This window comes from Proteus genomosp. 6, from assembly GCF_040139785.1.
GTDB lineage: Bacteria > Pseudomonadota > Gammaproteobacteria > Enterobacterales > Enterobacteriaceae > Proteus.
This window is the reverse complement of record NZ_JBEEVJ010000002.1, coordinates 216,193-228,720: the sequence shown is the minus strand read 5'-3', so window position 1 is coordinate 228,720 and position 12,528 is coordinate 216,193. Positions and strand designations below refer to the sequence as shown.

Sequence of the window (12,528 nt, the reverse complement as noted above, 5' to 3'; positions counted from 1 at the left end):
AATTTGATCTTCTTTTTCTGTCAATATAAATGGATTTTATTTTAAAATGCATTGCTAATTATATTTATTATAATTTTAAATTATTATTTTTTGTTTTTATTGATTTTTGTTATGAATATATTTCAGGGGTTTTAACGTTGAATATATTTCTTTTATTTAATTCTTTACTAAATAAATCAATATGTTGTTTTTGTGCTGATGTCCATTTACTTGCTTCGCCATATACGCCATGCTGATGAAAAGCATTAATTCTAACTAATACTGATTTACCAAGCGAATTAATAAACTGAGAAAGTAATTCAATATTCTCTAAATAATCAGTTTTTTCTGGAATATATAAAAGGCGTAATTCTGTAAGCAAATTATTATTAGCTAACCATTTGATTGATTCTTTAATACGCTGATTGCTACGACCGGTTAAATAAACATGTGTCTTTTCACTCCAACTTTTTAAATCGATCATGGCACCATCCATATAAGGGGCTATTTTTTGCCAACCATTAAGAGAAAGTGTGCCATTGCTGTCGATTAAACAGGTGAGATGCTTGAGATCGGGGGCTTGCTTAATTGTTTTAAAGTATTCGATTAAAAAAGGAAGTTGTAACGTCGATTCTCCGCCACTGACAGTGACACCATTAATAAATGCAGCGTATTTACGTGTAATAGTGATTAATTCATCAACGGTATAACTTAATGTCATCGGGCTTGATTGACGAGGGCATTGCTGAATACAGGTGTCGCATTGTTCACAACTGGCACTGTTCCAACTTATAACACCATTTTGTAATGAAAGTGCTTGTTGTGGGCAAGTCGGAATGCAGTCACCACAATTGTCACAGATCCCCATTGTGTAGGGATTGTGGCAATTTTTACAGCGTAGATTACACCCTTGTAGGAAGATGGCTAGGCGATTGCCCGGGCCATCGACACAAGAGAAGGGCAGTATCTTATTTATCGAAACGCATCTGCTGTTCATAACTGATCACACGCGGTTTACGCTCAGTAATATGGCAGTTCGCGGTGGCTTCATCGCCTAACCAAGTGGTGTTTAAACGAGAGCCTTCTTCTTTGTATTTTTTCAAATCAGATAAGCGCACCATATAACCGGTGACTCTCACTAAATCATTTCCACCCACGTTTGCTGAGAACTCCCTTAGCCCTGAAGCGAAAGCGCCTAAACACAGTTGCATTAATGCATCAGGGTTTTGTTTAATGGTTTCATCTACCGTTAAAATATCGCTAATACCTGAAGTATAAAACGCATGATGTGGTGCAACAGTCATTAAGTGGGTAACGGGATCTGGCTCTTTACCATAAGGAATACGCGTTGCAGGAGTGGTGCCAATATCCGAGCTAATGCCTGATTGTGCATGTAGCATGGCACGCTGTTTCCAGCCATATTTCACAGGGGTATCCGCGACAAATTGCGCTAATTTTTCACTAATAATATAGCTGAGTTTATTTGCTGATTCGTTATCGCCATAAGCGACTTGTTTGCCTTCTTTTTCAAGTAATAAAGCAACGGCTTCTGCCATACCGTAAATTCCAAACATAGGGGCAAAGCGATCAGGTGAGATCAAACCTTCTTCCACTAAGAAGCTTTGTTTAAAGAAATGGGATTTTTCATAGAGAAACTCACAGCGGGCATCGATGATCTCGATTTGTTTTTGCATATAAAATGGCAAGACATTTTCAAGAAAATCGTGGCTATTTTGGCTGCGCTTTGCCACTTCTTTAAGGTTAATCCGTACTAAAGTGCTACCACCACCACTTTGAGGTAAAGAGTTATAACAACTCACAATACCGTATTCATCTTTACCAAATACGGCATCTTGTAAAGTACCGTTGGCAATATGGGGTTTACTGCTATGGCAAATATTGGTTATAGCTTGATGCAATAGGTCAGAAGGCGTCGAATTCGCATCATAAATAAAGGTGAGATTAGGCGCGACTTGTTGAAGCTCGACATCTACTTTTAGAATTAATCGCGTGATGATGGAGTCTTCAGGGCCAATATTGGCATGCATAAACGCATCAGGCAGTGTTCTATCAAGATAGCGCCAAAAACGTTTTAATTTAGGATAAAGCTGCTCTTCGGTAAGAGAACCGACATAAGGCAGTAAAATTTTATCAATACGTCCTAAGTAAACGGGCATTGAGGTAACTGATGGAACATGATGATAAAGAATGGTCAGCATGTTTAGTGCATCATCAAAATCTTGTGCAGGTTCTAGCTCTAAATAGCGAGAGCCTTGTGCTAAAAATTTCGCGTAATCAGGTAATACATAACGAGGTTTATAAGGTGCATGACCTTCATACATATCGCAAATGACCCGTTCATCTAATGCGCTAGCTGCATCTTTAGGAAGTGCAGGATAAGGCAGCATATTTTCAGCTTCTAAAGCGAGAAAATGACGTTTTTGTTCAGGGGAAAGGGTTGGGTTTTCTACGATTTGTTGACAACGTTGGATAACAGATTGTTCAGTCATAACCACCTCAGCACTCAAAGAGCCAGAAAAAGATTTAAAACTTATCTTTTTAGATTAATGAATTGGCTAAGGTTTACTGTGATTTTAAACAAATCCCTTTTAAAGATTAAGGGAATAGCACGAAAATACGCATAAATTAGATATATCTAAATTCAGTTTGTGTTGGCTAAAAAGTGAGTTCAGCTCATCACTCAACTCACTTTTTATTTTTTAATCGGATAAGAGTTTATGCTTTATTTGAGCTATTTTCGGTGTCGTTATCTCTCTCTTTGACATTATTTTCTTCTCCTTCTTCTTCATCACTTTCTTTTTCTTCAATATCATCTTTTTCAGTGCGAGGTGGTAAATTGGCCGTTAATAAATACGGCGATTGTTGCCAATGAACAGGTGTTAATTGAAGAAGGTTATGAGAAAGCAAAAAGCCAATGGCTAGTGCGACCAATAACATCACACGTAATAAATTCGTGGTGTTATCCACTTGGCTAGATTCAGTGACAAGCTGATGAGTATCCAGTGTGAGCCTTAAAAAGCCTTTGGGTTTATCTTTACCCGGCACAGGCACAACAAGCTGGTGATTAAACGAGCCCCCACTTTTTTGCCCTTCTAGTGCTAATCGCTCTTTAACCGTGACATTTTCACCGCTATGCGCTATTTGTGTGCCATCTTCTAAATAAAGGCTGGCATCAAGTACCCGACTATCATGAGTTAGATGATTTAAATTAGCCATAATGAGGGGATTTACGTTATCTTTGCTACTGTCATCTATATAAGTGGATAAAGAGAACGCAACTTGTTCTGCCAGCGTTTTTGCAAGCTCTTCAAACTGAGTAATACGGGCATGCTGATTAGCACGGCTAAAATAAGACGCGCCTTGCATAAGAAATGCCAATAGTGCGATACAAATCAGTATAATCGCCGTTTTTTGGAGTTTGAATTTTAGTTTGTCTTTAAGCATGTTCATCCTTTTGCGTAAGCAAGTATATGCATGTTGCCAGATGAGCCAGAGATAGAATAGGCTGAATAACGATTATTTTGTTCCGACAGGGGAAAACAGGAGAATAAGTATGTCAAATAGTCTGACCTATTGCTATTTACCGGATGAGATCCGTAAATGGCCAGGTCTGCCGTTATCACTCAGTGGTGAAGAGGTGATGCCACTGGATTATCGTGCGGGTGATAGCGGATGGTTACTTTATGGACGTGAACTTGATAAGAAAAGAATAAGTGAGTTCCAACATAAATTAGGCGTGGCAATCGTGGTGGTTTCTTCATGGCGCATTGACGATTACCAAGTGGTACGTATCGCAGGTAGTCTAACCCGTCGAATTCGCCGTTTATCTGATGAATGTGGCCTAGATGTCGTTCCTCTAGGTGAAATTCCTCGCTTACGTTCTCCAGGACTTTTAGTGATGGATATGGATTCAACGGCGATTCAAATTGAATGTATTGATGAAATAGCCAAACTTGCTGGCGTGGGCGATAAAGTTGCAGAGATAACAGAACGTGCCATGCAAGGGGAAATGGATTTTAGTGAAAGCTTAAAGTTGCGTGTTGCTGAACTGAAAGGCGCTGATGCATCTATCTTGCAAAAGGTGATGGATGATTTGCCTCTTATGCCGGGATTAACCAGCTTAGTGCGTAAACTTCAGGCGATGGATTGGCATATTGCTATTGCGTCAGGTGGCTTTACTTATTTTGCGGATAATTTAAAACAAAAATTACGCTTAGTGTCTGCTGTTGCTAATCATCTTGAAATTAAAGATGGCAAGTTGACAGGTAAAGTCAAAGGTACGATTGTTGATGCGAAGTACAAAGCACAAGTGTTAGCGCGTTTAGCGAAAGATTTAGAGATCCCAATGGAGCAAACCATTGCCATTGGTGATGGGGCAAACGATCTTAAAATGTTGAGAAAAGCAGGGCTTGGTATTGCTTATCATGCAAAACCTAAAGTGTATGCTCAAGCAAAAGTCGCTATTCGTCACGCCGACCTAATGGGTGTATTGTGCGTTTTAAGTGGTGGTCTAAAACACGAAGAGCGTTAAGCGCGTTTTTCTAAAATTGTTATTGTTGGGAGAGATGTGTGGCAAAAGCAGCAAAAAGAGCCTTTGTATGTAATGAATGTGGTGCAGATTATCCTCGTTGGCAAGGGCAATGCTCTGCTTGTCATGCGTGGAATACAATTACAGAAGTGCGCCTTGCTGCCGCCCCTTCTTCCCGTAATGAGCGCTTTAGTGGATTTGCGGGTGATGCAAAAGGCGTTAGCCGAGTTCAAAAGCTCTCTGAAATTAGCCTTGAAGCCTTACCGCGTTTCTCAACGGGCTTTAAAGAGTTTGATCGCGTATTAGGTGGTGGTGTAGTCCCTGGAAGTGCCATTTTAATCGGGGGAAGCCCGGGCGCGGGTAAGAGTACCTTATTGCTACAAACCATGTGTCGTTTAGCAACGGAAATGAAAACGCTATATGTTACAGGTGAAGAGTCACTCCAACAGGTAGCTATGCGTGCACATCGATTAGGTTTACCGACAGCAGAGCTAAATATGTTGTCAGAAACTAGCATTGAGCAAATTTGTTTAATTGCCTCACAAGAACAACCTAAATTAATGGTGATTGACTCTATTCAAGTGATGCATATGGCAGATATTCAATCTTCACCGGGTAGTGTTGCTCAAGTGCGAGAAACCGCTGCTTATCTAACTCGTTTTGCTAAAACCAATGATGTTGCCATTATCATGGTTGGTCATGTGACAAAAGATGGCACATTGGCAGGGCCTAAAGTATTGGAACACTGTATTGACTGTTCTGTCATGCTAGATGGTGAAACGGATTCTCGTTTTCGTACCTTACGCAGTCATAAAAACCGTTTCGGCGCCGTTAATGAGTTAGGCGTTTTTGCGATGACAGAGCAAGGATTACGAGAAGTGAGCAATCCATCTGCTATCTTTTTAAGTCGAGGTGATGAAATCACATCAGGTAGCTCTGTTATGGTTGTGTGGGAAGGTACAAGACCTTTGCTGGTGGAGATACAAGCCTTAGTTGACCACTCAATGTTGTCCAATCCTCGCCGTGTTGCAGTGGGATTAGAGCAAAATAGATTAGCTATTCTGCTTGCTGTTTTACATCGTCATGGCGGGTTACAAATGTCTGATCAAGACGTTTTTGTGAATGTGGTTGGTGGGGTAAAAGTCACAGAAACCAGTGCAGATTTAGCCTTGTTATTGTCATTAGTATCCAGTTTTCGTAATCGTCCTTTACCTCGTGATTTAGTGATATTTGGCGAAGTCGGACTTGCAGGTGAAATTCGACCAGTCCCTAGCGGACAAGAGCGTATTGCAGAAGCAGCAAAACATGGATTTAAACGAGCGATTGTACCTAGTGCAAATATGCCGAAAAAAAATCCCCCTGATATGAAAGTGTATGGTGTGAAAAAGCTGTCAGATGCGTTATCTGTCCTCGATGATTTAGAAGATTTCTAAAGGAGTGAAATATGGGACCTTTTGATTATATCAAACAGGCTATCAGAAAAAATGGTTATACTTTACAACAGGTTGCTGATGAAAGTGATATGACAAAAGGCTATCTTAGCCAATTAATTAATAATAAAATCAAAAGTCCCAGCGCTCAAAAGATGTCGGCATTACACCAATTTTTAGGGTTAGAATATCCCGTAAAAAAGAAAACGATTGGTGTTATTTTTGGTAAGTTTTATCCGCTTCATACGGGGCATATTTATTTAATTCAACGTGCTTGCAGCCAAGTAGATGAATTACATGTTATTTTATGTCATGACGAGCCTCGTGATAAAAATCTATTTATCAACAGTGCAATGTCACAACAGCCAACGGTGAGTGATAGATTGCGTTGGTTATTACAAACCTTTAAATATCAAAAAAATATTCGTATTCATGAGTTTGACGAGCACGGTATAGAGCCACAACCCCATGGCTGGGAAATGTGGAGTGAAGGGATCAAAATGTTTTTGCGAGAAAAGCAGATAACCCCTGATTTTATCTATACCAGCGAACGAGAAGATGCGGATCAATATAATGCTTTCTTGGGGATTGAAACGGTTTTGATTGATCCTGAGCGTTCATTTATGAATATCAGTGGCAGTCAAATTCGCCAAGCACCATTTAAATATTGGGAATATATTCCAACGGAAGTAAAACCCTTCTTTGTGCGCACAGTGGCGATTTTAGGCGGTGAATCCAGTGGTAAATCCACGTTAGTCAATAAGCTCGCCAATATTTTCAATACCACCAGCGCATGGGAATATGGTCGTGATTATGTGTTTTCTCACCTTGGTGGGGATGAAATGGCCTTACAATATTCCGACTACGATAAAATTGCATTGGGACATGCTCAATATATTGATTTTGCTGTTAAATATGCAAATAAAGTGGCATTTGTTGATACGGATTTTGTCACCACACAAGCATTTTGTTTACGTTATGAAGGTAAAGAGCATCCCTTTGTTCAAGCGCTGATTGATGAATACCGTTTTGATTTAGTTATCTTGCTAGAAAACAATACGCCGTGGGTAGCAGATGGCTTGCGTAGTTTAGGCAGTGATAAAGAGAGACGTTATTTCCAAACCTTACTGATGGAAATGCTCGATAAAAATAATATTGAATATATTAAAGTTAATTCCCCTGATTATGACGAACGTTTCTTAAGTTGCGTTGAATTAGTGAGAGAATTATTGATGATGCAATCAAAGCATATTGAATAATATAAAGATTAAAAACGCCATTAGTGGCGTTTTTTACATTGAATAATAAAAATAATTACTCAATTTTAAACGTCTCTCTTCCCTCTAAAGAATAGATCGTTTGTATTCTTTATCACTGATGATCTATCAGAACAAAATCACTTACCAAAAGATAAAAATATATAAAAAAATCTGTCAAATAAGCTATCTACGTAATAATGCTATTTTTTTCAATAAGGTGAAAAAGATTACTGAAAATTAATGCAGGGATCTCTATTATAGATAGCAGGTATAGATTTATCGGTGTGTATTTCTTTTGCCATTAGGTGTGGGGAGTCACACTCTCTATCTTCATTCGCTCAGGTGAAGAAGCAGACTATTTTTCGTAAAAGGACAAGATAATGGCGCAACCTTCCCGTGTTTCACTTCATATCAAGAAAACAGTCATTTCGTTAGCGATCGCTGCTTTAGGTTTTACCGTCTCATCAAATGCATTGGCTTACCAAAAAGTTCATCAACCAGATAATAGCTATCAACAGTATGTCTCTCAGCGCCAAACGGTTGATAGTTTGATCCAAGATGCATTAGATGCTTTTAAGTCACCAGCGCGTGTCTCTGATGCTGGCTTTACGGGAAAACTGCCATCCAATATGGAAATTGTGGCGCAAAAACTACAGCAAGCTTATAAGTTAGAACCTTATCGCCTCGATTTATTATTTAGTACCGCGAGTGCTTATATCTATAACAATGATGTTTCTCGCGCAATTACGATTTATAAACAGATTTTAGAAGCGGCTCCTGATGATATTGATGCGCTAATTTATGTCACTTCATGGACTCGTTTTGAAGGTAAAGATAAAGAGAGCGAAGCGTATTTCAATAAATTGAAATCATTAAATCCAGCAAAAGCAGAAGAAATTAGTCGTTTCTTTGCACAAATTGATCGCGTTAGCAAAATGCCGTTAAGCGATAAATTAACGCCTGCTGATTTAGCGAAATTGAAGAAAACCAAAGATAATAATGCGATTGTGACATTAGGTTATGCGTTAAATCCTGATGGCACTATGAATAAGATTTTAATTGAGCGCTTAAATAAAACTTTAGAAGTCGCTAAACAATTGCCTGAAGCAATGATTGTTGTGACTGGGGGCGTACCTAAAGCGCACCAAACTGAAGGTAAGTTAATGGCAGATTGGCTGGTGAAAAATGGGATTGCACCAGAACGTATTTTCCAAGAGAACTATGCGCGTACAACTGTCGAAAATGCGTTATTTAGCCGCTATGCTTTAACCAAACATCGTATTAAAACAGCAGTGATTATTAGCTCTGGTAGCCATGTTCGTCGTGCTGACGCAATTTTCACTATCGCAAGTTGGCAAAGTGGTCCAAGTGATATTACTTACTTAACGGTTGTCGCTCCTGATAAACCATTAGCTGAATTACAAAAAGCCAGTAAATCAGATATACAGGGCATTTATCGTGATGGCTTAAAAGCGCTAGGATTATGGAGTTTCCGCAGCTATCCATTAGAAGAGCGTTGATTTAGATAAATATTGAATAGTGAAAGAGCCCAAAGATGAAGTAACTCTATAACGTTGGGCTCTTTTTTGGCGAATAAAAGTAACTTTAATAACACTCGCTAGTGATTGAAAAAATCTTGAGTTGAGAGCGTTTCTGATCCTGCTGTGGCAGAAGCTTCTTTTAGCAAGGTTTGCCAATCATTTGGTGGTTTTCCTGCTTTTAGTTTTGATGAAAATACTTTATATGCATCACTTTTAGAATCGTAAGCACGCAGTGTATTAAAATCATTGACCCAACCAATAACGATGATCTTATGTTCTTCACTGCATCGAAAAAATAAACGAAACTGTTGCAAGAACTTAGCTCTAAACCAATGTTTATTATTAGGCCCTAATGTATTTCCTTGGTGAAATATAGGATCGAGCGGATTTCTGGCTATACGCTCTTCTATTACTTTTTTGATTGCTGTAAGTAGTTTAGTTGCGTTTTTTTTCTTATACCCACTTGGATCTGATGCTTTCAATTTTTTGACATTTTCGACCAATTCAATAATCTGGTCTAAAAAGCATTGGTGAAAAAAGATTTTCCAGCCGTTAATTTCTAAAGTATCCATTCCACCTCTGCTAGTCAGTAAGTGGTGCGTCTAAGTCAATTTCAACGCCATCAGTAAGCTCTTTCACCTCAGTCCATAATGTTGCAGGTACTGATTTGATATGCTGTGGATTTTTCTTCATATCTTTTTCAAGGAAAGAGAGAAATTCAGATATAACTGGATCATCTTGTTCTTTTTCTTGTCGAGATATAATGACTCTACCCCCAGGTAATAGAGAATATTCGATTAATTCTCCAGGTTTTAGGTGTAAAGCATCCCGAATGGCCACAGGAATTGTGGTTTGACTACGCTCAGTGAGTCGAGATTCAGCACGTAGAGACACATCCTCAATATTTAGGATCATCTTGTTTCTCCTTAACTTTATCCCATGATCAGATGAGTTTTTTAAACTATCGGGGATTTGCAAGTCAGAGTATTGTAATGCAAATGCATTGTGTAATGCAAATGCATTGTATGGGATTGCAACAAGATAATTTTAAACGACGGCTTAAAAGCGTTGGGCTTATGGAGTTTCCGCAGCTATCCATTAGAAGAGCGTTGATGGGAGCGTTTTAACGTTAATTAACTTAGAAAGAAAGTCTCCTCAATAACAAAAATGATTGAGGAGGTTTTCATCATTTTTTCAATATTAAACAACGATAAAGCATTCCTTCAATATCTTGTTTTGTACTTATAAAAAGTAATATATCGACCGTATTATTTTCTTCATTGAATTCATATAAACAACGAAACTGACTGTTTACATCAATACGTTCACGAATAGCGATCCCTTTATCTGCCAACATTGCATTATAACGATAACGGGTAGGATCTTGAGAAATAGCATCAATAGCTGAGTCAAAAAGTTGATCTATAAATACAGCAGCGTTTTCACTGTTATTGGTGCAACTGAGTTTAAATGATTCCGCATCTTTTAATGACCATAGAGCCGTCTCTGATACTCTAATGTTTACAGTTTTTTTCAAAAGCACCTCTAATATTAAGTTCGAGATCCACGTAGTTTTCTTTTGACATCTTCAGGAGACATAACTTGCTCATTTGCTATATCTTCTTTCGCTATCATTACCAATTTCAATAGAGCATTTGATTGACGCTCTTTTTCTCTTTCTTGTAACTCCAGTTGTCTTTCTTCGGCTGTTTGTACAAAAAGCTCCGCTTGACCATTTTTTGTAATATAAACACCACCTTGAAATAATTCTGGATTACCAAGTCCTTCTCGAGCTAGTTTTTGCGACATCGTTATAGACATAATAATTACCTTCATTTAATTGCTATTCATATGCAAGATAGACATAAATAGCGAACTCCTATAATTATTGACTTTATCTTGCTATCACATAGGGAGTGATAATGATTATTTTATTATTTTTCGCTGGGGTGTCAAATTTATTATAAATTTGTACACGCTTAATTTTTATTGAATTGATAACAATTATCATTACTATTGTTTCTCACAATAGTTTATAACGAGAATAATAAAGTGAGAATTCCTCTGATGATATGTGCATTAATGGCATCTTTCCCTAGTTTTTCCAATTGCTTAACCGTAACCGAAGGCAAAGAAATAACAGGTCAGTTTGATAACAACAACACGTTGTGTTTTACCACGCAACTAGAGAGTCAACGTTATGCCGAACTGAATGTGAAAGGGATACAAAACCTGCGATTAGAAACCCCAAATGGCACACATATCCGTAGCTTATTAAAAGATATTCCTGCGGATGGGCAACAAAAAGTGCGTTTTTTATTGCCTGAAACCGCAAGTTATCAATTAGTTGCACAGGGTGAAAAGGGAAAATCATGGCAACTCATACTGACAACACAGCCTTATCAACCTTTAGATAAAGATGCGAAAATTGCACCTATTAGTCCTCGTTTACAAACACTTGCTCAACAACTCAATCAACAAAGTATTCAGGCATTTTGGCAACAAGTACGCCATGGAGGTACACCCCTTATTGAGCCTTATGATAAGGATAAAAAGTTAGTCACTTTCTTATGGCAAGGTACAAAGAAGAATGTCTATTTATTGGGATCACCAGAGGGTAATCATGATCCATTAACCCATTTAGCCAATAGTGATATTTGGTATCGTAGCTATATCGTACCTAACGATACATTAATGCAATATAAATTAGCGCCTGATGTGCCTATCATTGAAAATGCAGAGCCATTCGAACAACGTCGCGCTATTTTAACCACAGCACAGGCAGATCCGCTGAATTCTCAAGATTCACCAAGCAAATCTGAGGATATTTATAATCACTTTTCTTTATTATCGTTAGATAGTCAACGTGAATGCCAATTGCCTGATATTCTTGATAGAAAAATGAAAGGCAACACAGAAATTGTGCGTTTTCACAGTCAGATCTTAAATAACGATCGTGAAATAGCGCTTTACCAGCCCGCTCAAAAAATGGAAGTACCTCGACTCTTAGTGTTATTTGATGGTCAAACTTATCGTCGTCAATATGGTATTGATCAATTTTTTGATAAGCAGATCGAAGACGGGAAATTGGCGCCGATGATGATCCTCTTTGTTGATAGCATTGATAGTGATCGTCGTAGTATTGAATTACCGCCTAATCCTGATTTTTATCGCTTTTTAGCCGACGAATTATTTGTTTGGTTGGAAAAAGAGAAAGGTATTCACGTATCAGGAGAAGAAACCATTGTGGCAGGTTCGAGTTATGGAGGATTAGCGTCTTCATGGGTGGCATTTAATCGCCCTGATCGCTTTGGTAAAGTGCTGAGTATGTCAGGCTCTTATTGGTGGGCGCCTGAAAATGAAGAGCCTGAATGGCTTATTCGACAATTTGAGCAAGCAGATAAAAAGCCATTACAGTTTTTCTTAGAGGCGGGGTTATTTGAAAACCGTGGTGATAAAGGGGGGATTTTAAATAATAATCGCCATCTTAAACGGGTTTTAGAACAAAAAGGTTACCCAGTTCAATCGCTAGAAATGGCAAGTGGGCATGATTATATCTCTTGGTGTGAAACGCTATATCTCGGTGCGAAAGCATTAACTAAAGAACATTAATATTGATAATGACAGAAGCTTATGAGTGATGATAAACGGCATAAGCTTCTAATTTGTCACCAACCTGTCATAAAGCTGTCATCAAAATCGCATTTACTCTTCATTTCTCTGTCATTTAACTGCCGTAAGCTTTTCCTGACTTAAAACATTAACCCTGT

General features: G+C 38.3%; 12 protein-coding genes. 5 read left to right on the top strand and 7 right to left on the bottom strand.

All coding sequences use genetic code 11. The features are described 5' to 3' along the window. Positions 1-109 precede the first annotated feature (109 nt). The 3 genes from ABN212_RS03585 to ABN212_RS03575 all read right to left on the bottom strand — a co-directional run bounded on the left by ABN212_RS03585 (position 110) and on the right by ABN212_RS03575 (position 3,444). Positions 110-976 carry a YjjW family glycine radical enzyme activase gene (locus tag ABN212_RS03585; RefSeq protein WP_198632384.1) on the bottom strand — a complete coding sequence of 289 codons (867 nt, stop codon included), beginning with the start codon at positions 974-976 and terminating at the stop codon, positions 110-112. Next, positions 948-2,489, bottom strand: coding sequence for a YjjI family glycine radical enzyme (locus tag ABN212_RS03580; RefSeq protein WP_198630394.1), 1,542 nt, complete (start codon positions 2,487-2,489; stop codon positions 948-950). The genes ABN212_RS03585 and ABN212_RS03580 overlap by 29 nt, the downstream gene beginning before the upstream one ends. A 226-nt stretch (positions 2,490-2,715) precedes the next feature. Further along, on the bottom strand, positions 2,716-3,444 hold the full coding sequence (locus tag ABN212_RS03575; protein ID WP_196532861.1) for a YtjB family periplasmic protein: 729 nt from the start codon (positions 3,442-3,444) through the stop codon (positions 2,716-2,718). A gap of 109 nt (positions 3,445-3,553) precedes the next feature. Between ABN212_RS03575 and serB the strand changes: the two genes are divergently transcribed. The 4 genes from serB to ABN212_RS03555 all read left to right on the top strand — a co-directional run bounded on the left by serB (position 3,554) and on the right by ABN212_RS03555 (position 8,737). Next, positions 3,554-4,531 carry a phosphoserine phosphatase gene (gene serB, locus ABN212_RS03570; protein WP_109374385.1) on the top strand — a complete coding sequence of 326 codons (978 nt, stop codon included), beginning with the start codon at positions 3,554-3,556 and terminating at the stop codon, positions 4,529-4,531. A 38-nt stretch (positions 4,532-4,569) separates the two neighbouring features. Continuing rightward, positions 4,570-5,961 carry a DNA repair protein RadA gene (gene radA, locus ABN212_RS03565; protein WP_075672711.1) on the top strand — a complete coding sequence of 464 codons (1,392 nt, stop codon included), beginning with the start codon at positions 4,570-4,572 and terminating at the stop codon, positions 5,959-5,961. A gap of 11 nt (positions 5,962-5,972) precedes the next feature. After that, entirely contained in the window at positions 5,973-7,217 is a 1,245-nt protein-coding gene (gene nadR, locus ABN212_RS03560; protein WP_109374384.1) for a multifunctional transcriptional regulator/nicotinamide-nucleotide adenylyltransferase/ribosylnicotinamide kinase NadR, read from the top strand. A 380-nt stretch (positions 7,218-7,597) separates the two neighbouring features. Then, positions 7,598-8,737, top strand: coding sequence for an ElyC/SanA/YdcF family protein (locus ABN212_RS03555; RefSeq protein ID WP_198620698.1), 1,140 nt, complete (start codon positions 7,598-7,600; stop codon positions 8,735-8,737). A gap of 98 nt (positions 8,738-8,835) precedes the next feature. Here the strand turns inward: ABN212_RS03555 and ABN212_RS03550 are convergent, their stop codons facing one another. The 4 genes from ABN212_RS03550 to ABN212_RS03535 form a co-directional block, all read right to left on the bottom strand. Further along, the gene (locus ABN212_RS03550) at positions 8,836-9,330 is read right to left on the bottom strand and encodes a type II toxin-antitoxin system YhaV family toxin (RefSeq protein ID WP_198620699.1); all 495 of its coding nucleotides are present in this window, start codon (positions 9,328-9,330) and stop codon (positions 8,836-8,838) included. 10 nt (positions 9,331-9,340) lie between these two features. Further along, positions 9,341-9,673: a type II toxin-antitoxin system PrlF family antitoxin gene (locus tag ABN212_RS03545; RefSeq protein WP_198620700.1), complete on the bottom strand. Its 333-nt coding sequence runs from the start codon at positions 9,671-9,673 to the stop codon at positions 9,341-9,343. 271 nt (positions 9,674-9,944) lie between these two features. Continuing rightward, a complete protein-coding gene (locus ABN212_RS03540) occupies positions 9,945-10,295 on the bottom strand; it encodes a type II toxin-antitoxin system RelE/ParE family toxin (RefSeq protein ID WP_198630393.1) in 351 nt (116 codons plus the stop codon). A 14-nt stretch (positions 10,296-10,309) separates the two neighbouring features. After that, the gene (locus ABN212_RS03535; protein ID WP_072069015.1) at positions 10,310-10,579 is read right to left on the bottom strand and encodes a hypothetical protein; all 270 of its coding nucleotides are present in this window, start codon (positions 10,577-10,579) and stop codon (positions 10,310-10,312) included. 231 nt (positions 10,580-10,810) lie between these two features. On the opposite strand from ABN212_RS03535, the gene ABN212_RS03530 reads away from it, so the two are divergent. Continuing rightward, complete coding sequence (locus ABN212_RS03530; protein ID WP_349442883.1) at positions 10,811-12,370, top strand: alpha/beta hydrolase-fold protein; 1,560 nt, start codon at positions 10,811-10,813, stop codon at positions 12,368-12,370. The last annotated feature ends 158 nt before the right edge of the window (positions 12,371-12,528 follow it).

What these genes read in the sequence shown, in the direction of transcription:
- ABN212_RS03550 (WP_198620699.1), bottom strand. Translation starts at nt 9,330, where the DNA reads ATGGATACTTTAGAAATTAACGGCTGGAAAATCTTTTTTCACCAATGC.
- ABN212_RS03575 (WP_196532861.1), bottom strand. Translation starts at nt 3,444, where the DNA reads ATGCTTAAAGACAAACTAAAATTCAAACTCCAAAAAACGGCGATTATA.
- ABN212_RS03535 (WP_072069015.1), bottom strand. Translation starts at nt 10,579, where the DNA reads ATGTCTATAACGATGTCGCAAAAACTAGCTCGAGAAGGACTTGGTAAT.
- nadR (WP_109374384.1), top strand. Translation starts at nt 5,973, where the DNA reads ATGGGACCTTTTGATTATATCAAACAGGCTATCAGAAAAAATGGTTAT.
- ABN212_RS03585 (WP_198632384.1), bottom strand. Translation starts at nt 976, where the DNA reads ATGAACAGCAGATGCGTTTCGATAAATAAGATACTGCCCTTCTCTTGT.
- ABN212_RS03555 (WP_198620698.1), top strand. Translation starts at nt 7,598, where the DNA reads ATGGCGCAACCTTCCCGTGTTTCACTTCATATCAAGAAAACAGTCATT.
- ABN212_RS03580 (WP_198630394.1), bottom strand. Translation starts at nt 2,489, where the DNA reads ATGACTGAACAATCTGTTATCCAACGTTGTCAACAAATCGTAGAAAAC.
- serB (WP_109374385.1), top strand. Translation starts at nt 3,554, where the DNA reads ATGTCAAATAGTCTGACCTATTGCTATTTACCGGATGAGATCCGTAAA.
- ABN212_RS03545 (WP_198620700.1), bottom strand. Translation starts at nt 9,673, where the DNA reads ATGATCCTAAATATTGAGGATGTGTCTCTACGTGCTGAATCTCGACTC.